At 71.3% G+C, this 21,193-nt stretch carries 17 protein-coding genes; 10 read left to right on the top strand and 7 right to left on the bottom strand.

Annotated features, from left to right (window positions below):
• The first annotated feature begins 80 nt into the window (after positions 1-80).
• The 4 genes from OG251_RS13325 to OG251_RS13310 all read left to right on the top strand — a co-directional run bounded on the left by OG251_RS13325 (position 81) and on the right by OG251_RS13310 (position 7,041).
• Positions 81-1,040, top strand: coding sequence for a serine hydrolase (locus OG251_RS13325; protein ID WP_326677373.1), 960 nt, complete (start codon positions 81-83; stop codon positions 1,038-1,040).
• A gap of 179 nt (positions 1,041-1,219) precedes the next feature.
• Entirely contained in the window at positions 1,220-4,939 is a 3,720-nt protein-coding gene (locus OG251_RS13320; protein ID WP_326677372.1) for an ABC transporter ATP-binding protein, read from the top strand.
• A 141-nt stretch (positions 4,940-5,080) separates the two neighbouring features.
• On the top strand, positions 5,081-5,452 hold the full coding sequence (locus OG251_RS13315; RefSeq protein ID WP_326681246.1) for a hypothetical protein: 372 nt from the start codon (positions 5,081-5,083) through the stop codon (positions 5,450-5,452).
• A gap of 104 nt (positions 5,453-5,556) precedes the next feature.
• A complete protein-coding gene (locus OG251_RS13310; protein ID WP_326677371.1) occupies positions 5,557-7,041 on the top strand; it encodes a S28 family serine protease in 1,485 nt (494 codons plus the stop codon).
• Positions 7,042-7,089: 48 nt separating this feature from the next.
• On the opposite strand, the gene OG251_RS13305 is transcribed toward OG251_RS13310, so the two are convergent.
• The 3 genes from OG251_RS13305 to OG251_RS13295 all read right to left on the bottom strand — a co-directional run bounded on the left by OG251_RS13305 (position 7,090) and on the right by OG251_RS13295 (position 11,074).
• Positions 7,090-7,776, bottom strand: coding sequence for a hypothetical protein (locus OG251_RS13305; protein WP_326677370.1), 687 nt, complete (start codon positions 7,774-7,776; stop codon positions 7,090-7,092).
• Between the two features lie 252 nt (positions 7,777-8,028).
• Positions 8,029-9,855, bottom strand: a complete 1,827-nt coding sequence (locus OG251_RS13300) for a glycoside hydrolase family 3 protein (RefSeq protein ID WP_326677369.1) — start codon at positions 9,853-9,855, stop codon at positions 8,029-8,031.
• A 295-nt stretch (positions 9,856-10,150) separates the two neighbouring features.
• Positions 10,151-11,074: a LysR family transcriptional regulator gene (locus OG251_RS13295; RefSeq protein ID WP_326681245.1), complete on the bottom strand. Its 924-nt coding sequence runs from the start codon at positions 11,072-11,074 to the stop codon at positions 10,151-10,153.
• A 102-nt stretch (positions 11,075-11,176) separates the two neighbouring features.
• Between OG251_RS13295 and OG251_RS13290 the strand changes: the two genes are divergently transcribed.
• On the top strand, positions 11,177-12,205 hold the full coding sequence (locus OG251_RS13290; protein WP_326677368.1) for an EamA family transporter: 1,029 nt from the start codon (positions 11,177-11,179) through the stop codon (positions 12,203-12,205).
• A 22-nt stretch (positions 12,206-12,227) separates the two neighbouring features.
• Here OG251_RS13290 and OG251_RS13285 read toward each other — a convergent pair whose 3' ends face one another.
• Together OG251_RS13285 and OG251_RS13280 are read right to left on the bottom strand one after the other, a co-directional pair.
• Positions 12,228-13,016 (bottom strand): sugar phosphate isomerase/epimerase family protein, encoded by a 789-nt coding sequence (locus OG251_RS13285; protein WP_326677367.1) that lies wholly within the window; start codon positions 13,014-13,016, stop codon positions 12,228-12,230.
• 259 nt (positions 13,017-13,275) lie between these two features.
• Positions 13,276-14,340, bottom strand: a complete 1,065-nt coding sequence (locus tag OG251_RS13280; protein ID WP_073723426.1) for a LacI family DNA-binding transcriptional regulator — start codon at positions 14,338-14,340, stop codon at positions 13,276-13,278.
• Between the two features lie 132 nt (positions 14,341-14,472).
• Between OG251_RS13280 and OG251_RS13275 the strand changes: the two genes are divergently transcribed.
• The 5 genes from OG251_RS13275 (at position 14,473) to OG251_RS13255 (ending at position 20,106) form a co-directional block, all read left to right on the top strand.
• Positions 14,473-15,624 carry a Gfo/Idh/MocA family protein gene (locus OG251_RS13275; protein ID WP_073723425.1) on the top strand — a complete coding sequence of 384 codons (1,152 nt, stop codon included), beginning with the start codon at positions 14,473-14,475 and terminating at the stop codon, positions 15,622-15,624.
• A gap of 31 nt (positions 15,625-15,655) precedes the next feature.
• Positions 15,656-16,804, top strand: coding sequence for a dihydrodipicolinate synthase family protein (locus OG251_RS13270; protein ID WP_326677366.1), 1,149 nt, complete (start codon positions 15,656-15,658; stop codon positions 16,802-16,804).
• Positions 16,801-17,634 carry a sugar phosphate isomerase/epimerase family protein gene (locus OG251_RS13265; protein ID WP_326677365.1) on the top strand — a complete coding sequence of 278 codons (834 nt, stop codon included), beginning with the start codon at positions 16,801-16,803 and terminating at the stop codon, positions 17,632-17,634. The genes OG251_RS13270 and OG251_RS13265 overlap by 4 nt, the downstream gene beginning before the upstream one ends.
• A 316-nt stretch (positions 17,635-17,950) precedes the next feature.
• Positions 17,951-19,351: an AAA family ATPase gene (locus OG251_RS13260; protein WP_326681244.1), complete on the top strand. Its 1,401-nt coding sequence runs from the start codon at positions 17,951-17,953 to the stop codon at positions 19,349-19,351.
• On the top strand, positions 19,348-20,106 hold the full coding sequence (locus tag OG251_RS13255; protein ID WP_326677364.1) for an HNH endonuclease: 759 nt from the start codon (positions 19,348-19,350) through the stop codon (positions 20,104-20,106). The genes OG251_RS13260 and OG251_RS13255 overlap by 4 nt, the downstream gene beginning before the upstream one ends.
• A gap of 33 nt (positions 20,107-20,139) precedes the next feature.
• Here OG251_RS13255 and OG251_RS13250 read toward each other — a convergent pair whose 3' ends face one another.
• On the bottom strand, positions 20,140-20,364 hold the full coding sequence (locus tag OG251_RS13250; protein WP_326677363.1) for a DUF397 domain-containing protein: 225 nt from the start codon (positions 20,362-20,364) through the stop codon (positions 20,140-20,142).
• The gene (locus tag OG251_RS13245) at positions 20,351-21,175 is read right to left on the bottom strand and encodes a helix-turn-helix domain-containing protein (RefSeq protein ID WP_326677362.1); all 825 of its coding nucleotides are present in this window, start codon (positions 21,173-21,175) and stop codon (positions 20,351-20,353) included. The genes OG251_RS13250 and OG251_RS13245 overlap by 14 nt, the downstream gene beginning before the upstream one ends.
• Positions 21,176-21,193: the final 18 nt, after the last annotated feature.

The following is a 21,193-nucleotide window of genomic DNA, read 5'->3' as shown; positions in this document are numbered from 1 at the left end:
TATTCGGCCGGTCAGCAGTCGTCTGTTTCGGGTGTGCCGGGGGGCGCATCCGTACGTATCACGCAGGGACGGGAACTCTCATGACCACACACCGCATCCGGATGTCCCGGGGCATACTCTCCGCCGCGCTCGCCACCGCCGTGCTCGCGCCCATGGCCGTCGCCGCCGCTCCCGCCGCGGCTGCCACACCCACCGTGAGCTGCACCTCCGACAGGACGCGGCTGGCCGTCAAGCTGACGAGGGACATCACCGCCGCGCTCAAGGGGCGCAAGTCGACGGCGGCCGTGGCGCTCTACGACCGGACCACGAACACGTCCTGCACCCTGCGCGGCACGCAGACGTACGACTCCGCGAGCGTCGTGAAGGCGACGGTCCTGGCCACCCTGCTCTGGGACAGCCAGAAGAAGGACCGCTCCCTGACCAAGCGCGAGAAGAGCCTCGCCACATCCATGATCACCAAGTCCGACAACGCCGCGACCTCCGCCCTGTGGAAGCAGCTCGGCGCGACCAAGGTCAAGGCGTTCCTCAAGGCGGCCGGGATGACCCGCACCGTGCCCGGCTCCGACGGCTACTGGGGTCTCACCCGGATCACCGCACAGGACGAGCTGCGGCTGCTGAACCTGCTGACCACCGAGAACAAGGTGCTCACCGACGCCTCCCGCGGCTACGAGCTCGGCCTGATGCGCAAGGTCGTCGCCGCACAGCGCTGGGGAACGCCCGCCGGGGCCCCGGCGGGAGCGGCCGTCCAGGTCAAGAACGGCTGGCTGCCGCGCGCCACGCACGGCTGGCGGGTGCACAGCATCGGCGCCTTCACGGGGAAGGGCCACGACTACGCCCTCACCGTGCTCACCCACGACAACAAGACGATGAACGGCGGCATCGACACCATCCAGGCCGTCGCCCGCGCCGTCCACCGCGATCTGAACCCGACCACCAAGTCCTGGCGCTCCTCGACCCTGCCCATGGCCCCGCAGGAGGCCGTCCCCGCGGTGCCCGAGGCCCCCGCCGTACCCATGCTCACGGCGAAGCCGCGGTCGTAGGACCTGCCGCCCACCCGGCCCGGTCCCCGGGACCCACCCGTACGCCGTGGGTCCCGGTTCCGCCCCGTTCGGCCTACGCCATGGGGCCCCCTTTTGTTGCGGCGGGATGAAATCCACTGCTCGCGGCGTTGGTGCCTTCCGGTAGATCAGGTGGACATGGGGTCGAACGGGAGGCATCGGTGACGGGCGCAGACCAACAGGGGTGGGGCCGGCGGCTGACCGGCTACGCATGGCGGTACCGGCGCAATGTCATGCTCGCGCTCGGCTCCTCGCTCGCCGGAATGGCCGTGATGGCGCTCGTCCCGCTGATCACCAAGGTGATCATCGACGACGTCGTCACGGACCACACCCGCTCCCTGGCCGTCTGGACCGGCCTCCTCATAGCCGCGGCGGTCCTCGTCTACATCGCCACGTACATCCGGCGGTACTACGGCGGCCGCCTCGCCCTCGACGTACAGCACGATCTGCGTACGGAGATGTACGCGACGATCACCCGCCTGGACGGACGGCGGCAGGACGAACTGTCCACCGGCCAGGTCGTCGGACGCGCCACCAGCGACCTCCAGCTGATCCAGGGCCTGCTCTTCATGCTCCCGATGACCCTCGGGAACGTCCTGCTCTTCCTCATCTCCCTGGGCATCATGGCGTGGCTGTCGCCGCTGCTGACGCTCGTCGCCCTCGCCGTCGCCCCCGCGCTCTGGTTCATCGCCCACCGCTCGCGCAACCGTCTCTTCCCCGCCACCTGGTACGCCCAGAGCCAGGCCGCCGCCGTCGCCGGAGTGGTCGACGGCGCCGTCTCCGGCGTCCGGGTCGTCAAGGGGTTCGGGCAGGAGGAGCAGGAGACCGGCAAACTCCGCGAGGTCGGGCGCAGGCTCTTCGCCGGGCGGCTGCGCACCGTCCGGCTGAACGCGCGCTACACCCCCGCCCTCCAGGCCGTGCCCGCGCTCGGCCAGGTGGCCATGCTGGCCCTCGGCGGCTGGCTGGCGACGAAGGGCGAGATCACCCTCGGTACGTTCGTCGCCTTCTCCACCTACCTTGCCCAGCTCGTCGGCCCCGTCCGGATGCTCGCCATGGTCCTCACCGTGGGCCAGCAGGCACGGGCCGGTGTGGAGCGGGTCCTGGAGCTGATCGACACCGAGCCGACGATCGACGACGGTACGAAGGAGCTCCCGGCCGACGCCCCGGCGAGCATCGAGTTCGACGACGTACGGTTCGGCTACGACCACGAGCGGCCCGTCCTCGACGGCTTCTCGCTCACCATCGAGCCCGGCGAGACCGTCGCCCTCGTCGGCGCCTCCGGCAGCGGCAAGTCCACCGTCTCGCTCCTGCTGCCCCGCTTCTACGACGTGACGCACGGCGCCGTCCTGGTCGGCGGCCACGACGTCCGCGAACTCACCCAGGCATCGCTCCGGGCCGCCATCGGCCTCGTACCGGAGGACAGCTTCCTGTTCTCCGACACCATCCGCGCCAACATCGCGTACGGCGCCCCGGACGCCACCCAGGAGCAGATCGAGCAGGCCGCCCGCGCCGCCCAGGCCGACCGGTTCATCGCCGAGCTGCCCCGCGGCTACGACACCACGGTCGGTGAGCACGGGCTCACCCTCTCCGGCGGTCAGCGCCAGCGCGTCGCGCTCGCCCGCGCCATCCTCACCGACCCCCGGCTGCTCCTCCTCGACGACGCCACCTCCGCCGTCGACGCCCGCGTCGAGCACGAGATCCACGAGGCGCTCAAGCAGGTGATGGCGGGCCGCACCACCCTGCTCATCGCCCACCGCCGCTCCACCCTCGGCCTGGCCGACCGGATCGCCGTCCTCGACGGCGGACGGCTCGCCGACATCGGTACGCACGAGGAACTGGAACAGCGCTCCGCCCTCTACCGCCGCCTGCTCACCGACCCGGACGAGCTGGGCGGCACCTCGCCGGGCCACCTGCCCGTGGACACCGGTGCGACGGCCGAGGATGACCGCGCGTTCCAGGAGGAGCTGGACGCCGATTTCGACGCCGAGCGGGGCATCACCCCCGATCTGTGGATCCGCGAGGAAGTACCGCGCGACACGGCGCTGGCCGGCATGCCCGCCACCCCCGAGCTGCTCGCCCAGGTCGACGCGCTGCCGCCCGCCACGGACACCCCCGCCATCGACGAGGCACGCGCCGTGCAGGCCGAGGAGTCCTACGGGCTGCGCCGGCTGCTGCGCGGCTTCGGCCTTCCGCTGCTCGTCAGCCTGGCGCTCGTCGCCGTCGACGCGGGCATGAGTCTGCTCCTGCCCGTACTGATCCGCCACGGCATCGACGAGGGCGTCAACCGGCTCGCGCTCGGCGCGGTCTGGGCGGCCTCCGCCATCGCGCTGCTCGTCGTATTCGTGCAGTGGGTGGCCCAGGTCGGCGAGACCCGGATGACGGGCCGCACCGGCGAGCGGGTGCTCTACTCCCTGCGTCTGAAGATCTTCGCGCAGCTCCAGCGGCTCGGCCTCGACTACTACGAGCGCGAACTGACCGGCAAGATCATGACCCGGATGACGACGGACGTGGACGCGCTGTCCACGTTCCTCCAGACCGGCCTGGTCACCGCCTTCGTCTCCGTCGTCACCTTCTTCGGCATCATGGTCGCGCTGCTGGTCCTCGACGTCCAGCTGGCCCTGGTCGTCTTCGCGACGCTGCCGGTGCTCATCATCGGAACCGTCTTCTTCCGCCGCAAGAGCGTCCAGGCCTACGAACTGGCCCGTGAGCGCATCAGCGCCGTCAACGGCGACCTCCAGGAGTCCGTCTCCGGACTGCGGATCGTGCAGGCGTTCGGCCGCGAGCGGGACGGTGTCCGGCGGTACGCCGAGCACAGCGACCACTACCGCCAGGCCCGCGTGCGCGGCCAGTGGCTGATCTCCATCTACTTCCCGTTCGTCCAGCTGCTGTCCTCGGTCGCCGCGGCGGCCGTGCTGATCGTCGGCGCGGGCCGGGTCGACAACGGCACGCTGACCACCGGTGCGCTGGTCGCGTACCTCCTCTACATCGACCTGTTCTTCGCCCCCGTGCAGCAGCTCTCCCAGGTCTTCGACGGCTACCAGCAGGCCACCGTGTCGCTCGGCCGCATCCAGGAACTGCTCCAGGAGCCCACCTCGACCGAGGACCCCGACGAGCCGATGGACGTGCTGTCGCTGCGCGGCGAGATCGCGTTCGAGGACGTGTCCTTCGCGTACGGCGGTGAGGAGGAGGCCCTGACCGGCATCGACCTGCGCATCCCGGCCGGTCAGACGGTGGCCTTCGTCGGGGAGACGGGCGCGGGCAAGTCGACCCTCGTCAAGCTCGTCGCCCGGTTCTACGACCCCACGGGCGGCCGGGTCACGGCCGACGGCACCGATCTGCGCAGGCTCGACATGACCGCCTACCGGCACCGCCTCGGGGTCGTACCGCAGGAGGCGTACCTCTTCGCCGGTACGGTCCGTGACGCCATCGCCTACGGGCTGCCCGACGCCACCGACGCGCAGGTGGAGGCGGCGGCCAGGGCGGTCGGCGCGCACGACATGATCGCCACGCTGGACGGCGGCTATCTGCACGAGGTCGCCGAGCGGGGCCGCAACCTCTCGGCCGGCCAGCGCCAGCTCGTCGCGCTCGCCCGCGCCGAACTCGTCGACCCGGACGTCCTGCTGCTCGACGAGGCCACCGCGGCCCTGGACCTGGCGACCGAGGCCCTGGTCAACCAGGCCACCGACCGGCTCACCGGCCGCCGCACGACGCTGGTGGTGGCTCACCGCCTGACCACGGCCGCCCGCGCCGACCGGGTCGTGGTGATGGACCACGGCCGGGTCGTCGAGGACGGCACGCACGAGGAGCTGCTGGCCAGGGACGGGCAGTACGCCCGGCTGTGGCGCACGTTCATCGGCGAGGACGAGCCGGCGGGGGTCTGAGGGCGCGCGCCACGTGCAACCGTTGGGCGGTCTCCCGCGTCGTACGCGTATACGCGCATGGGGCGGGTGGAGATACATATGTTCGATGGGGTGGTGAGACCGCTGAGTACGTCGAAGCCGTCCGGACGGGTGGGCAGACCGATGCTCGTACGGTTGCTCGTCCTGCCGCTCCTCGCGGCCGTGGGCCTGGTGCTCGGCACCCCCGCGGGCCCCGCCGCGCACGCCGCCTCGTCCTGTTCCGGACGCCCGGCGAAGACGGTGACGTTCGCCAAGGGGGAGCTGCGCGTCTACAAGAGCCGTGCGTACGCCTGCGCCGTCACCGTCGCCAAGAAGCCGGGCAAGCGGCGGGCGATGAGCGTCTCGCTCCAGCCGCGCGGCGGCCGGGCGGTGACCGACAGCGGCACCTACACCCAACTGGCGGGCCCGGTGACGGCCCATGCGCTGAACCGCTGCGTCCGGGCAACCGGCTCGATCGGGGGCTCGTCGGCCTCCACCGGATGGATCCTCTGCTGACGTTCCGCGAGGACCCCGTGAAGTATGTGGTCAATCAGGTCTGGCGTGGCGCGTGTTGCCCCGGCTAGGTTCACGGCGAATGTCGTGAAACTAGGGGAGGGTGCATGCGCAAGGCGCTCAGAGGGGTTCTGTCGCTCGCGGTGCTCATAGGCACAGTGAGTGCGACGGGTGCCTCGGCCGGTGCGGCCACCGCCGCGGAACCGACCGCGAAGCAGGGCAGCAGCGTTGCCGGAAGCAGTGAGTCCAGCAGCGAGGACATCAAGGACCGCGTCCTGGCGATCCCGGGAATGAGTCTGATCGAGGAGAAGCCGTACCCCGGTTACCGCTTCTTCGTCCTCAACTACACCCAGCCGGTCGACCACCGGCACCCGTCCAAGGGCACGTTCCAGCAGCGCATCACCCTGCTGCACAAGGACACGAGCCGCCCGACGGTCTTCTTCACCGGCGGCTACAACGTCTCGACCAACCCCAGCCGCAGTGAGCCGACGCAGATCATCGACGGCAACCAGGTCTCCCTGGAGTACCGCTTCTTCACCCCGTCCCGCCCGGCGCCCGCCGACTGGTCCAAGCTCGACATCTGGCAGGCCGCCAGCGACCAGCACCGGGTGTTCAAGGCGCTGAAGAAGCTCTACTCGAAGAACTGGCTGACCACCGGTGGCTCCAAGGGCGGCATGACCGCCACGTACTTCGAGCGCTTCTACCCGAAGGACATGGACGGCGTCGTCGCGTATGTCGCGCCCAACGACGTGGTCAACAAGGAGGACTCGGCGTACGACCGGTTCCTGGCGAACGTCGGCACCAAGGAGTGCCGCGACAAGCTGAACGGGGTCCAGCGCGAGGCGCTGATCCGCCGCGGGCCGCTGGAGAAGAAGTACAAGGAGTACGCCGCCGCGAACGGCCTCACCTTCAACACGGTCGGCTCGCTCGACCGTGCCTACGAGGCCGTCGTCATGGACTACATCTGGGCGTTCTGGCAGTACAGCCTGCTCGCCGACTGCGCCGACATCCCCGCCGACGCCAAGAACGCCACCGACCAGGCGATCTGGGACTCGATCGACGGGATCTCCGGCTTCTCGGCCTACGCCGACAAGGGCCTGGAGACGTACACGCCGTACTACTACCAGGCGGGTACGCAGCTCGGCTCGCCCGACATCAAGCAGCCGTGGCTCGGCAACCTGAGCCGCTACGGCTACCAGCCGCCCCGCAACTTCGTGCCGCGCACCATCCCGATGAGGTTCCAGCCGTCGGTGATGCGGGACGTGGACACGTGGGTGAAGCACAACGCCAAGCGGATGATGTACGTCTACGGGCAGAACGACCCGTGGGGTGCGGAGCCCTTCCGCCTCGGCCACGGCGCCCGTGACAGCTACGTCTACACGGTGCCGGGCGGCAACCACGGTTCCAAGGTCTCCGGTCTCGTCGCCGACGAGAAGGCGAAGGCCACCGCCGCCATCCTGCGCTGGGCGGGGGTCGCCCCGGCGGCCGTCGACGCGGACCCGGCGAAGGCGAAGCCGCTCGCGAAGTTCGACGCGCGGCTCGACCAGCGCAACGGTGAGGTCGAGCGCGGTCAGGGCACCCTGCGCCCGTAACCGCGGCTGATCACCGAAACAGTGGGCTGTGCCCGCCGGTTCCGTACCTCAGATCCGGCGGGCACAGCCCACGGCCCTGTCGCCGCCCAGCGTGACGAAGAGGTCCGTGGTGTCCGGGCAGAGAGCGCGCCGCCGCACCGCCGACACGACCTCGAACTCCGGTGCCCGCGCGCCCGATCCGTCGCACGCGGTCTCCTCCATTTCGCCCGTGTCCGCACCCTCGCCCGGGCCCCCGCGTGAGTGACGGACGCAGTCACCGACGCGCGTCAGCGGCCCGCCGCCCTGCCCCGGGTCGCCCGGATGCGGTGGCTCCAGATTCCGCATGCAGGCGTAGCCACGGGTGAGGCGGCTGGGCGTGCTGTCGCCGGTCTCCGAGATGTGCAGGACGAAGTCGGTCGGGGGAGGGCAGTGCGGGCCCGCGGTCGCGGCTCCGAGATGCCGGGCCAGTACCCGGGCCATGGCCTTCTCGCTGCGGCAGGACACCTCATGCACCTCGGCGCCGCGCGAACTGCAGTCGGCGGGCCCGAGGAACACCACCCCGTACGCCGTCGGCGCGGAGCCGCCCCGCGCAGGCCCCCGGTCGTCCGGGGTGTCGACGGGCTGCCCGCAGGCGGTCAGCGAGAGCGCGGCGGCAGCGGCGGCCACCAGCACCAGCAGGGGTACGCGTGCGGCGCGCGCCCCTCGTCCCACCGCGGAGGAACGGCGCCCGTGGCGTCGCCTGTGCGTGCTGTGCATAAGAGGAACCCCCGATACGTCCCGTCAAGACGTACACCCGGCGTGGTCCGCCGGAGCGGGAACACGCCGGGTGCCGGGGCAACTCGGCGCCGGTCGCGGTGTGCGCGGTGGTACGCCGGTGGTACGCGGCGGCGCGATCGACGTGTGGAGGTGGCGCGACGACAGCGCGGCCGATGTGCGCGGTGGCACGACGACAGCGCGGCCATCGTGCGCGGTGGCACGACCGTCGCGCCGTCGCCGTCGGGCGTACGCCTAGTAGGACAGCCCGTAGCCGACCGGGTACAGCACCCGGGCCGGGTCGTCCGCGCGCTGCACCGGGACCGGGAGCCTGCCCTCCGGTTCGGCGCGGCCCGCGATCACCCGTGCCGCCGCCCGCAGTTCGACGTCCGTCCAGGAGTACGCGGCCAGGCTCGCCGCGACACCCGTACCGGTCAGCTGGGCGATGTCGTACGGGTTGCGGATCGCCACGGTGATGACCGGGACGCCGGTCGCCACGAGGGCCTTGACCAGGGTTAGCTGGCTGCTGGCCGCCGAGAGGTTGTACGTCCCGACGATCACCGCGTCCTTGCCCCGCGCGGCGGCCACCGCCTCGGCGATCTTCGCCTGGTCCGGGGCCGTGCCGGTGGACAGGGCGGTCGCCGTGTACCCCAGCTCGCCGAAGGCACCGGCGAGCGTGGTGGTCGGCGGGCCCGTCGTACCGGACGGCGAGGCCGGGTCGGCGCCGACCACGAGGAGCTTGCGGTGGGAGCGGCGGGACAGCGGAAGCAGCGCCCCGGGGTTGGTGAGCAGCGTGGTCGTACGCTCGGCGATGCCATCGGCGGCGGCCAGGTGCGCGCGGGTGCCGACGGTGCGGTCGACGCCCCGGTGGGTGACGAACGGGTCGCGGAACAGGCCCAGTTTCGTCTTCAGCCGCAGGATGCGCAGGATCGATTCCTCGATCCGGGCCTCGCTGATCTCCCCGCTCCTGACGGCCGCCAGCACGGCGTTCCAGGCGACGGCGAGGTTCGGCGGGTTCAGCAGCTGGTCGACGCCCGCCTGGAGCGCCAGGACCGGGACGCGGTCGTCGCCGTACTTCTCCCGTACGCCCTTCATGTCGAGCGCGTCGGTGACCACGACCCCGTCGTAGCCCAACTCCTCGCGCAGGACGCCGGTGAGGATGGGCCGGGACAGTGTCGCGGGGTCCTCGGCGGCGTCGAGCGCGGGGACCACGATGTGCGCGGTCATGATCGAGTCGATGCCCGCGGCGATCGCGGCACGGAAGGGCGGGGCGTCCAGCTCGGCCCACTGCTCCCGGGTGTGGTGGATGAACGGCAGCCCGCTGTGGCTGTCGGTGTTGGTGTCGCCGTGGCCGGGGAAGTGCTTGGCCGTGGCGGCGATCCCGGCGCCCTGGTACCCCTTCACCTGGGCGGTGGCCATCCCGGCCACCGACCGCGGGTCGGAGCCGAAGGAGCGTACGCCGATCACCGGGTTGGCCGGATTGACGTTCACGTCGGCGTTCGGCGCGTAGTTCTGCACGATGCCCAGGGCGGCCAGCTCGTCGCCCGCGATCCGGGCGGCCCGGCGGGTGTCGGAGTGCGAGCCGCCCGCGCCGAGCGCCATCGCGCCCGGCAGCAGTGTGGCGGGCTCGCCGACGCGGCAGACGATGCCGTGTTCCTGGTCGGTGGAGATCAGGAGCGGTACGGAGTGAGGGCCGGCGAGCCCGGCGCGCTGGATGCCATTGGAGAGGTCGGCGATCTGGTGCGGGTCACGGGTGTTGTGCGCCCAGACGAAGTAGATGATGCCGCCGACGTGGTACTTGTCGATCAGCTCGGCGGCGGTGCGTACCCCGATCTCCTTGAGGTTCGCGTCGATGTCCGCCTGGTCCGGGTCGGTGGCGGAGTGCCCGTACACCCGCATCACGAAGAGCTGGCCGACCTTCTCCTCCAGGCTCATCCGACTGATGAGCCGCTTGAGGCGGCGGTCGGTGGAGGCGCTCGCGGACTGCGCGGCGGCGGGGACGGCGACGACGCCGGTGGCGGCCGCGGCGGCGGTGGCCGCGGTAGCGGTGAGAAGAGTGCGCCGGGAGGTGCGGTGGTGCACGTGGGCTCCTTCCTGGGACTGAAAGAAACTTCCAAGAAGGTACGGATATATGGAAAGTAACTACCGGTCAAGGGGCCCCGCCCGGCCACCTTCGGCGAACGGTGCCGATTGAGGGGCAAACCATCATGGGCCGGCACGCGCGGGGGCCAACGGCTGTCCCGTCATCCCTGGCGGGCGCACGACGACGGCTACGGCACCTCGCGGCGTTGTCGGAACGCCTGAATACATCCCGTATGCGGACGTCCCTCCGCATGCGATGCACCGCATCCGACGCCGTGCGCTGATCCATCAGGGATTACGGGACAGCCCTTCGGACCAGCCCCGCCGCCACCCCGTGCGCCTGGAGCGCCGAGACCGCCGCGGTGATCGCGGGCCGACGGGCCGCCTCCGTACGCCACAGCGCGTACAGCCTCCGCACCGGTACGGGATCGAGGGGCACCGCCACCACCCCCGCGGGCAGCGGCCCCCGCCCCAGCCGGGGGATCATCGCGACCCCGAGCCCGGCCGCGACCAGGGCGAGCTGGGTGTGGTTCTCCTCGGCCCGGTGCCGGATGTCCGGCTCGTAGCCCGCCGCCCGCAGTGTCCGTACGAGCCAGTCGTGGCAGACCGTCCCCGGCGGCTGGCAGATCCACCGCTCCTTCGCCAACTCCTCCCGCCGCACCGCGTCCCGACCGGCGAGGGCGTGCCGCTCGGGCACCAGCAGATCGCACCGGTCGTCCCCGATCACCGCCTGTGCCACCCCCTCGGGGGCGGGCAGCGGCGCGATGTCCCAGTCGTGCGCGACCGCCAGATCGATGACGCCCTTGGCCACCAGGTCGACCGAGAGATGCGGGTCCACCTCCGTCATCCGGACCTCCAGCGCGGGGTGGTCCCGGTCCAGCTCCGCCAGCACGCCCGGCAGCAGGCCGCGCGCCGCGGAGGCGAAGGCGCCGATCGACAGCAGCCCCGTGGGCCGCCCCCTGCGCTCCTCCAGCGTCGTCTCGGCCCGCTCCACGATCGCGAGCAACTGCTGGGCCGCGGTGACCAGATGGAGGGCCTCCTCGGTCAGCGAGACACCGCGCCCGCGCCGCTCCAGCAGCGTGGTCCGGGTCTCCCGCTCCAGCTTGGTGATCTGCTGCGAGACCGCCGACGGGGTGTAGCCGAGCGCTGCCGCGGCGCCCGCCACGGAGCCGTGGACAAAGACGGCGTGCAGGGCGCGCAGCCGGGACAGATCGAGCATCGTGACCTCGCGGGAGCCGGTCGGAATCATTAGCGATGCTCAATTCCACCATGAAGAAATCCGCGCTGGTGCTACATGGTCCCCGCGGCCGATGCTCGATCCATGCGTCCCCTCCACATCGCCCTGGCCGCGCTCGTCGCCGCCGTCTGGGGTGTGAACTTCGTCGTCATCGAGATCGGTCTCGACCACTTCCCGCCGCTGCTCTTCTCCGCCCTGCGATTCCTGGCGGCCGCACTCCCGGCCGTCTTCTTCGTCGGCCGGCCCAAGGTCGCCTGGAAGTGGATCGTGGGGGTCGGGCTCGTCCTCGGAGTGGGGAAGTTCGGCCTGCTCTTCCTCGGCATGGACCGCGGGATGCCCGCCGGGCTCTCCTCCCTCGTCCTCCAGGTCCAGGCGGTCTTCACCGCCCTGTTCGCGGCCCTGGCGCTCGGTGAACGGCCGGGAAGGACGAAGGTGTGGGGGATGGGCGTCGCTCTCGTGGGCATCGGAGTGGCCGCGGTCGACGAGGGCGCGAGCGGGCCGGTGCTCGCCTTCGTCCTCGTGATCGCGGCGGCCGCCTGCTGGGGCGTGTCGAACGTGCTGACGCGCAAGGCGTCCCCGCCCGACTCCCTCAACTTCATGGTCTGGGTCTCGGCCGTGCCCGTGCTCCCGCTGCTCGGCCTGTCCCTGCTCTTCGAGGGGTGGGACCGCGACGCCGAGGCGCTGGCCGCACTCGACTGGAGCGGCGCCGGGATCATCCTCTACGTCGCCTGGATCACCACGGTGTTCGGCTTCGGCGCCTGGAGCTTCCTGCTCGGCCGGTACCCGGCCTCGTCCGTGGCCCCGTTCACCCTGCTCGTCCCGGTCTTCGGGATGTCCTCGGCCGCGCTGCTGCTCGGCGAACCGGTCGGCCCGCTGCGCTGGTGCGCGGCGGCGCTGCTGGTCGGCGGCGTGGCGCTCACCTCACTGGCGGGCGCCCGCCGCACGCCGACCGCTCCGACCGATGCGGCTGCTCAGGCAGCCGCGACTGCTCCGACCGTTCCGACCGTTCCGACCGTTCCGACCGCTCCGGTGGCGCCGACGGGGCAGCGGACGGAGCAGCCGGAGCGCGCGGAACGGCCGGAGCGGAAGCCGGACGCGCTGGAGGCCCGCTAGGTCACCGGCCGCCCGCGCTCCCCTACTGCTTCGGCGCTCCGAGCCGCAGCAGGTGCTCGCGCCCCGCCCCCAGCAGCCCCGCCAGCGCCGGCGCATCCGGGTGCCAGCGCTTCTCGTACTCCCAGCACACCCAGCTGTCCGGGTCCAGCGTGTCCAGGCACGCGCGCAGCGGCAGCACCCCGGCGCCCAGCCCCAGCGGCGCGATGTCCTCCGCCGACGCGATGTCCTTCACCTGGACGTAGCCCAGGTGGGGGGCCAGGACGGCATGGCTCGCGGCCGGCTCCTCGCCCGCCAGCCAGGTGTGCATGATGTCCCAGAGCGCACCGATCTGCGGGTGTCCGACCGTACCGACGACCCGGGCCACGTCGACGCCCGCCCGGTGCGAGTCATGGGTCTCCAGCAGGATGCGTACGCCCATGTCCGCGGCGTCCGGCGCGGCGGCCCCCAGCCTGCGGGCGGCGGTCGCGTCGGCCACGTCCTGGTCCTGGCCACCGCCGCCGGGGAAGACCCGGACGTTCTTCGCACCCAGGTCGCGGGCCAGCTTCAGCAGCTCGGCCAGCTCGGCCAGGACCGGCTCGTCGTCACCTTCGGACGCCACCCGCACGTACCCGGCCAGGGTCAGGATCTCGACCCCGCCCGCCTTGAACTCCTCGACCACATCGGCGCGTTCGAGCAGCGAGAGCCCCGGGTGCACCGGCTCCTCCGGATGGGTGCGCAGCTCCACCCCCTGGTACCCGTGCTCGTTGGCGAGCCGGATGACCTCGGCTATCGGCATCCCCGGCACTCCGAGGGTCGAGAAAGCGAGCTTCACGTGCGTGTTCCTTCCACATCGGTACGTGCCACCGCCCCGGGCGAGACGGGCGGCGACGCCCACATCATCGGCCCGGGGTGTCCCGTACACCTACCCCTGCTCGGGGAGCCGACGCACGTGACAACGCCATTGGAGCAGTGCGGCGGGGCGGCGGTACGGCCAGGGGTGGCAGCTCGGCCGGGGCAGCGGGGGCGGCCAGGGGCGTACGCCGGGACAGCGGGGTCCCGGGCGCGGCGGGGCCTTCGTGGGTTACGCGGGGTCAGGCCCGAGGCGGTGCCGTCGACCCCCGCACCATCAGTTCGGCCGCGATCGTCGCGACGCCGCCGGGCGGCGGGGTCTCCTTGCCCATCGCGAGCCGGCCCGCGCGGGCACCCGCCTCGAAGAGCGGCAGCCGTACGGTCGTCAGGGCCGGTACGGCGTCCACCGAGAACGGCAGGTCGTCGAAGCCCGCCACCGAGACGTCCTGGGGGATGCGCTGCCCCCGGTCCCGTACCGCCGCACTGGCACCCAGCGCCACCGTGTCGTTCGCGGCCACGATCGCGGTCACTTCCGGTTCGCGGCGCAGGAGTTCGAGGGTGGCCTCGTAGCCGGAGCGCCGGTCGTACGGGCCGTGGACGGTGAGGCGGTCCTCGTCGCCGGTCAGCCCGGCCGCGCGCATCGCGTCCCGGTGGCCTTCCAGACGGTGGCGGGTGGTGGTCCGCTCCAGCGGGCCCGCGACATAGCCGATCCGCCGGTGGCCGAGCGAGATCAGGTGCTCGGTCAGCCGCCGCCCGCCGCCCCGGTTGTCGAAGGCGAGGGCCGCCAGCACCGCGTCGCTGTCCGGCAGCGGGGGCCGCCCGCAGAAGACGATCCGGGTGCCCGCGTCCGCGAGCTTGGCCAGCTTCGCGGACATCGCGGCCCGGTGGGCGGGGCTCTCCACCGCGCCGCCGGTGAGCACGACGGCGGCGGCGCGCTGGCGCTGGAGCAGGGTGAGGTAGGTGAGCTCGCGCTCCGGGGAGCCGCCGGTGTTGCAGACGACGGCCAGCTTCTCGCCGCCCGCACGGCCCGAGCCGTCGCCGGGCCCGCCGATCTCGGTCTGGGCGGCCCCCGCCATGATCCCGAAGAACGGGTCGGCGATGTCGTTGACCAGGATGCCGACCAGATCCGAGGTGGCCGCAGCGAGCGAGCTGGCCGGCCCGTTGAGCACGTAGTCCAGGTCGTCCACGGCACGCAGGACCCGTTCCCGCGTCGACGCGGCCACCGGGTAGTTCCCGTTCAGCACGCGGGAGACGGTGGCCGGGGACACCCGGGCGCGGGCCGCCACGTCCGCCAGGGTGACTGTCATCACTGTCCTCCGAGAGGTCACGGGGAGATACCGAGGAGTTATCGGCGCGTCCCCTCTTGTCCGGGCCGCTGTCGGCAGGCTAGCGTCATCCTCGATAGAAAGCGCTTGCTACGGCTGTATGGAGGGAACTTCGTGACACGCAGGACAGTGCGCATCGCCATGAACGGCGTCACGGGTCGCATGGGATACCGGCAGCACCTGGTGCGCTCGATCCTCGCGATCCGCGAGCAGGGCGGCCTCGACCTCGGCGACGGCGAGGTGCTGTGGCCCGAACCCGTGCTCGTCGGCCGCAGGGCCCACGCGCTGCGGGAGCTCGCCGAGCGGCACGGTCTGACCGAGTGGTCGACCGATCTGGACGCGGTGCTGGCCGACGACACCATCGACATCTACTTCGACGCCCAGGTCACCTCGGCGCGCGTCGAGGCGATCAAGAAGGCGATCGCGGCGGGCAAGCACATCTACACCGAGAAGCCCACCGCCACGGACGTCGAAGGCGCCCTGGAGCTGGCCCGGCTGGCCCGTGACGCCGGGATCAAGCACGGTGTCGTCCAGGACAAGATCTTCCTGCCGGGCCTGCTGAAGCTGAAGCGCCTCATCGACGGCGGCTTCTTCGGCGAGATCCTCTCCGTGCGCGGCGAGTTCGGCTACTGGGTCTTCGAGGGCGACTGGCAGGAGGCCCAGCGACCCTCGTGGAACTACCGCGCCGAGGACGGCGGCGGCATCGTCGTCGACATGTTCCCGCACTGGGAGTACGTGCTCCACGAGCTGTTCGGCCAGGTCACCACCGTCCAGGCGCACGTCCAGACGCACCTTCCGCAGCGCTGGGACGAGCAGGGCAAGCCCTACGCCGCGACCGCCGACGACGCCGCGTACGGCATCTTCCAGCTGGCGGGCGGCGCCGTCGCACAGATCAACTCCTCCTGGACGGTACGCGTCAACCGCGACGAACTGGTCGAGTTCCAGGTCGACGGAACCCACGGCTCCGCCGTCGCCGGACTCCGCAACTGCCGCGTCCAGCACCGCTCGGCCACGCCCAAGCCGGTCTGGAACCCGGACCTCCCGGTCACCGAGTCGTTCCGCGACCAGTGGCAGGAAGTCCCCGACAACGCGGTCTTCGACAACGGCTTCAAGGCCCAGTGGGAACTGTTCCTGCGCCACGTCGCGCTGGACGAGCCCTACACCTGGGACCTGATGGCCGGCGCACGCGGCGTGCAGCTGGCCGAGCTGGGCCTCAAGTCGTCGGCGGAGGGCCGTCGCTTCGACGTCCCGGAGCTGACGCTGTGACGACCCGCTCACCGCACCCGGAGCTGACCCCATGAGCACCATCCACCTCCCGCAGGGCCCCTACGAACCCCGCGCCACCCCGCTCGACCTGGCCCCGGGCAAGGCCCCGCTCGCCTCCCGTACGGTCTTCTCCGCCGCCCATGTCGTCGCCGACCCGTACGCGGACATCAGCGCCGACGACCCGGCGGCCGTCGACTGGGACGCCACCCTCGCCTTCCGCCGCCACCTGTGGTCGCACGGCCTGGGCGTCGCCGAGGCGATGGACACCGCCCAGCGCGGCATGGGCCTGGACTGGGCGGGCGCGGCCGAACTGATCCGCCGCTCGGCCGCCGAGGCGAAGGCGGTCGGCGGACGCATCGCCTGCGGCGTCGGCACCGACCAGCTCCCGGCCGGACCGGCCACGCTCGCCGAGGTGCGCGCGGCGTACGAGGAGCAGCTCGCCCTGGTCGAGGAGAGCGGGGCCCAGGCCATCCTGATGGCCTCCCGCGCGCTCGCGGCGGCGGCGAAGGGTCCCGAGGACTACCTGGAGACGTACGCACACCTGCTGCGCCAGGCAGCCGAACCGGTCGTCCTGCACTGGCTCGGCCCGATGTTCGACCCCGCGCTGGACGGCTACTGGGGCAGCGCCGACCTCGACGCCGCGACCGACACGTTCCTGAAGGTCATCGCCGAGCACCCGGACAAGGTGGACGGCATCAAGATCTCCCTCCTGGACGCGGAGCGCGAGATCGACGTCCGGCGCCGCCTTCCCGGCGGGGTCCGCTGCTACACCGGCGACGACTTCAACTACCCGGAACTGATCGCGGGCGACGACCGGGGCTTCAGCCACGCACTGCTCGGCATCTTCGACCCGCTCGGCCCGCTGGCGGCGCACGCGGTACGGGTACTGGACACCGGTGACACCCAGGGCTTCCGGGATCTCCTGGACCCCACGGTCGAGCTGTCGCGTCACCTGTTCCGGACCCCCACCCGCTTCTACAAGACGGGCGTGGTCTTCCTCGCCTGGCTGGCGGGCCACCAGGAGCACTTCACGATGGTCGGCGGGTTGCAGTCCGCCCGCTCGCTGCCGCACCTGGCGAAGGCGTACGAACTGGCCGACCGGCTGGGCCTGTTCCCCGACCCCGAGCTGGCCGAGTCCCGGATGCGGGCCCTGCTCGCGGTCCACGGAGGAACCCGATGATCGACGACCTCACCCGCCTCTCCCTCAACCAGGAGACCATCAAGCAGTGGTCGCTGCCCGAGCTGACGGAGGGCTGCGTCAAGGCGGGCATCGGCAAGGTCGGCCTGTGGCGCGCGCCGGTCCAGGAGTACGGCGTCGAACGCACGGCGAGCCTGCTCAAGGACGCGGGGATCTCCGTCACCAGCCTGTGCCGGGGCGGCTTCTTCACCGCGCTCGACCCGGCCGAACGGGCCCGCGCCCTGGACGACAACCGGGCGGCGGTGGACGAGGCGGCAGCCCTGTCCACCGACACCCTGGTCCTCGTCTCGGGCGGCCTCCCGCCCGGCAGCCGCGACCTGCACGGCGCCCGCGAACGCATCGCGGACGCCCTCGCCGAACTGGGCCCGTACGCGGCCGAGCGCGGCGTACGCCTCGCGATCGAACCGCTGCACCCGATGTTCGCCTCGGACCGCTGCGTGGTCTCCACGCTCGGCCAGGCCCTCGACATCGCGGAACGCTTCCCCGCCGACCAGGTCGGGGTCGTCGTCGACACGTACCACATCTGGTGGGACGACCAGGCGCCCGCGCAGATCGCACGGGCGGGGGAGGGTGGCCGTATCCACTCCTTCCAGCTGGCGGACTGGATCACCCCGCTTCCGGCGGGCGTGCTGGTGGGCCGCGGCCAACTGGGCGACGGCAGCGTGGACTTCCGCGCCTGGCGACGCCTGGTCGAGTCGGCGGGCTTCGACGGGCCCATCGAGGTGGAGATCTTCAACGAGGCCCTGTGGGCCCGCGACGGCGCCGAAGTCCTCGCCGAAGTCGCGGCCCGGTACCTGGAACATGCCTGTTGAGAGCCCTGTGAACGGCCCGGGGTAAAGAGATCGCAAAGGGATGCAACCTTTACGTACCCTGCCGGGTCACACAGGGCGTCGGGACTTCCGGGGAGGGGTCCGGGGGGATCGGGAAGCCCGACGGGAGGGGAAAGCGAGGGGGGTCCGGCCGCGAGGCCGGGCCCCATTCCGTTTATCCGGGGGCGGTCTCCCCCCGGCCCGTCCGCACCGGATCGAGAGCCCTCCGTACCGTACGGTGGCCGAGGAGCGCTTCGAGGGCCGGCCGCTGCGCAGCGACTTCCGCCCCCGCCCCTCCCCATGGACGGAACAGCCACCCATGTACGTCTCCCGTGTGCGCGTCGAGAACATCAAACCGTTCCACGGCCCGCGCGTCGTCGACCTGACACTGACCCGCCCGGACGGCTCGCACGCCGGCTGGACCGTACTCGCGGGACGGAACGGCGCGGGAAAGACGACGCTGCTCCGGGCGCTGGCACTGGCACTGAGCGGACCGGTGGCGGCGCGGGGCCTGGTCCAGGGGTTCGAGAACTGGGTGTCACGCGGGACGACCGTCGGCGAGGTGCACGCGAAGATCGTCAGGGATCCGGCCTTCGACGGGTTCTCCGCGTCCGGGCAGACCCTGACCGACTTCTGGGCGGGCCTGCGGTGGACGGTCCCGGCCGAGGGCGGGGGCGGTCGCAGAGGTGCCCGGCCCGCGCTGGAGGGGACCATGGAGCGCCACGCCGCGAAGAGCGACACCCCCGCCCGGCGCGGCCCCTGGGCCGACAACCCGGTGGGCTGGTTCTGCGCCGCCTACGGCCCGTTCCGGCGCTTGGCCGGGGGCTCGGGGGAGGTGCAGCGGCTGATGCTGGCCTCCGGCCCGGTGGCCCGGCAGGTGAGTCTGTTCCACGAGGACGCCTCACTGGCCGAGGGCGTCGCCTGGCTGATCGAGCAGCATCTGCGCGCGCTCGAAGGCCGGGAGGGCGCCGCGGCGCTCAAGGGGTCAGCGCTTTCGGTCCTGGGCGACGGACTTCTCCCTGACGGCTACCGGGTGGAGGACGTCGACTCCGAGGGACTGTGGGTCACGCGTGACGGCCACCGGTATTCGCTGCGGGAGATGAGCGACGGTTTCCGCTCCGTGGCGGCGCTCGTCGTCGACCTGCTGAAGCAGATCCACGACGCCTTCGGCGACGAGGTGTTCCCCGGAGAGGGCGGCGGGGGCGGACCCAGCCCCTTTCAGGTGCCCGGCGTTGTGATCATCGACGAGATCGACGCCCACCTCCACGTCTCCTGGCAGCGCCGCATCGGCCCCTGGCTGACCTCGCACTTCCCCCGCATCCAGTTCATCGTGACGACCCACAGCCCGTACATCTGTCAGGCGGCCGACCCCGGCGGCCTGATCCGGCTGCCAGGTGTGAGGGAGAACGCGGCACCCGAGGTCGTACCGGAGGACCTCTACGAGCGAGTGGTCTACGGCAGCGGTGACGACGCGGTCCTCTCCGACCTCTTCGGGCTCGACACCCCCTACTCGGAGCGCGCCGAACACTTCCGGGCCGAGTTCGTCGCCCTGGAGTCCAAGGTGTACGAGGGCGACACCTCACCGGGCACCGTCGCGCGCTACAAGGAACTGAAGGGCCTGCTCACCAGCTCTCCCACAGCGCGCGTGCACGAGATGTCCGCTCAACTCCACCGCATCGCCGAGGAGATCGAGAACGGAGAGGCGGGCGAGGCGGAGTGATCCGGCTGGAACGTGCCGACCTGCCCCCGGACGCGGCAGCGCACCTGAAGACGTACACCCAGGAGATCGAGCGGACCGCCGAGTCGAAACGCAAGGTGAAGGCGGCGGACCTGTGGGCCCATTCGACCGTACGGAGGCGAGTACGGGAAGGTCTCCTCGCCGCCCTGGCGGACATGGCCCCCGGCCACCAGCGCTGCATGTACTGCGGCGACGGTCAGGGCACGGACATCGACCACTTCGAGCCGAAGAGCCTTGCTCCACTGCGTACCTTCGAGTGGCTGAACCATCTGCTGGCCTGTTCGTACTGCAACAGCAACCAGAAGCGGAACAAGTTCCCCCGGTCCGAGGAGGACGGGAGCCCGCTCCTCCTGGACCCCACACTGCAAGACCCGCTGGCCCACCTGAGACTGGTGCTGCCGCTCTGTACGTACAAGGGCCTGACGGCCCGGGGCGACGCGTGCATAGAGGTGTTCGGCCTCAACTCGCGCGGGGTCCTCGTCGACGGCCGCAGGACGGCGTACGAAACCGCCAAGCAGTCCGTCGAGCTCTGGAGCATCGCCACGGACCGGGGCCGGCACGACAAGGCGGCGAAGATCGTCAGGGTCGCGTGGGACCGCCCGCTCGCCGACGTACTGGCGGCGATGTTCCACCAGTCGGGCCACCCGGCGGCGGACCTGCTCTTCGACGGCGAGGAGGAGACCCTTGGTTTCCTCCGTGACCGGGCCTTGCGCGCGGCCTTCCTGGCACGGGCATGACGTCGCCCCGGCGTACGGGGGTCCGGGTGTGGGTCAGGCGGTGAGGTGGCCGTTCTTGAGCGCTGTGACGAAGGTTGACCAGCCGTCCACCGAGAAGACGACGCCTGGGCCGGTCGGCGTCTTGCTGTCGCGGACGGGGACGGAGACGGAGCCATGGGCGACTTCAAGGCAGTCTCCCTGGCTGCCGCCGCTGTAGCTGGACTTGAACCACCCGGTGAGAGTGGACGAGTCTGCAACGCTCCGCCTACTGCTGACCATGTTCGTGTTCCTCTGCTGCCGCTCGCACAAGGGCAAGTGATTCCTGATGCGACATCGCATCGCTCAAGGCAAGATCGTAGACCGTGCGACATGCCTTCACTAGCGTCGGATCGTCCATCAAATTACCCGTCAAGAAGCCCTCGACGTAGGCCACTGGCTGGGAGTCCGGGAAGCTCATAAGGGATGCCAAACCCTCTTGAAGTGCGTGCGCTCCTACTCCGAATGGAAGGACATGCAGCCGAAGTCGCCCGGCTTCAGCCATGCCCGCGATCTTCCATAGTTGGTCGGCCATGACCTGCGGACCGCCAACCTGCCGCCGGACTACGGCCTCGTCCATCATCGTCCACAGCACCGGGTGCATCGGACCGTCGAGGATGCGGGCACGCTCCGTTCGAATGACAACGTCTTTGTCAATTTCATCCTGGCGGTAGTTGGGCCGCAGTGCCTGGAACAACGCACGGGCATAGCCGTCGGTCTGGAGTAGCCCAGGCACCAGCGAGAGCGCGAACTGCTGGATCAGCGTCGCCTGCTTCTCCAGCTCCGCTACCACGGCGAAATGGTCGGCGTACTTCGTGTCCAGGTCCTCCAGCCACCGTGCGAAGAACCCGTCCGTCCCCAGGGCGCGGTCGATCCGCTGGGCGTCGTCCGGGCTCGGCAGCCGCCGACCCGCCTCGAAATGGCTGATCAATGTGGGCGAGCAGACCACCAGTTCTGCCAGAGCCTCCTGCGTCAGCCCGGCCGCCAGCCGTCGAAGCCTCAGCTCCTCGCCGTACTTCTCCCGCGGCGTGCGCGGCCTTCGGTTCGTCCTCATGCAAGCCCAACTCCCTGA

The sequence above is a fragment of the Streptomyces sp. NBC_01237 genome (assembly GCF_035917275.1).
GTDB lineage: Bacteria > Actinomycetota > Actinomycetes > Streptomycetales > Streptomycetaceae > Streptomyces.
This window is presented reverse-complemented; position numbering and strand designations above follow the sequence as displayed.

What these genes read in the sequence shown, in the direction of transcription:
- OG251_RS13325 (WP_326677373.1), top strand. Translation starts at nt 81, where the DNA reads ATGACCACACACCGCATCCGGATGTCCCGGGGCATACTCTCCGCCGCG.
- OG251_RS13315 (WP_326681246.1), top strand. Translation starts at nt 5,081, where the DNA reads ATGCTCGTACGGTTGCTCGTCCTGCCGCTCCTCGCGGCCGTGGGCCTG.
- OG251_RS13310 (WP_326677371.1), top strand. Translation starts at nt 5,557, where the DNA reads ATGCGCAAGGCGCTCAGAGGGGTTCTGTCGCTCGCGGTGCTCATAGGC.
- OG251_RS13305 (WP_326677370.1), bottom strand. Translation starts at nt 7,776, where the DNA reads ATGCACAGCACGCACAGGCGACGCCACGGGCGCCGTTCCTCCGCGGTG.
- OG251_RS13295 (WP_326681245.1), bottom strand. Translation starts at nt 11,074, where the DNA reads ATGCTCGATCTGTCCCGGCTGCGCGCCCTGCACGCCGTCTTTGTCCAC.
- OG251_RS13290 (WP_326677368.1), top strand. Translation starts at nt 11,177, where the DNA reads ATGCGTCCCCTCCACATCGCCCTGGCCGCGCTCGTCGCCGCCGTCTGG.
- OG251_RS13280 (WP_073723426.1), bottom strand. Translation starts at nt 14,340, where the DNA reads ATGACAGTCACCCTGGCGGACGTGGCGGCCCGCGCCCGGGTGTCCCCG.
- OG251_RS13270 (WP_326677366.1), top strand. Translation starts at nt 15,656, where the DNA reads ATGAGCACCATCCACCTCCCGCAGGGCCCCTACGAACCCCGCGCCACC.
- OG251_RS13265 (WP_326677365.1), top strand. Translation starts at nt 16,801, where the DNA reads ATGATCGACGACCTCACCCGCCTCTCCCTCAACCAGGAGACCATCAAG.
- OG251_RS13260 (WP_326681244.1), top strand. Translation starts at nt 17,951, where the DNA reads ATGTACGTCTCCCGTGTGCGCGTCGAGAACATCAAACCGTTCCACGGC.
- OG251_RS13250 (WP_326677363.1), bottom strand. Translation starts at nt 20,364, where the DNA reads ATGGTCAGCAGTAGGCGGAGCGTTGCAGACTCGTCCACTCTCACCGGG.
- OG251_RS13245 (WP_326677362.1), bottom strand. Translation starts at nt 21,175, where the DNA reads ATGAGGACGAACCGAAGGCCGCGCACGCCGCGGGAGAAGTACGGCGAG.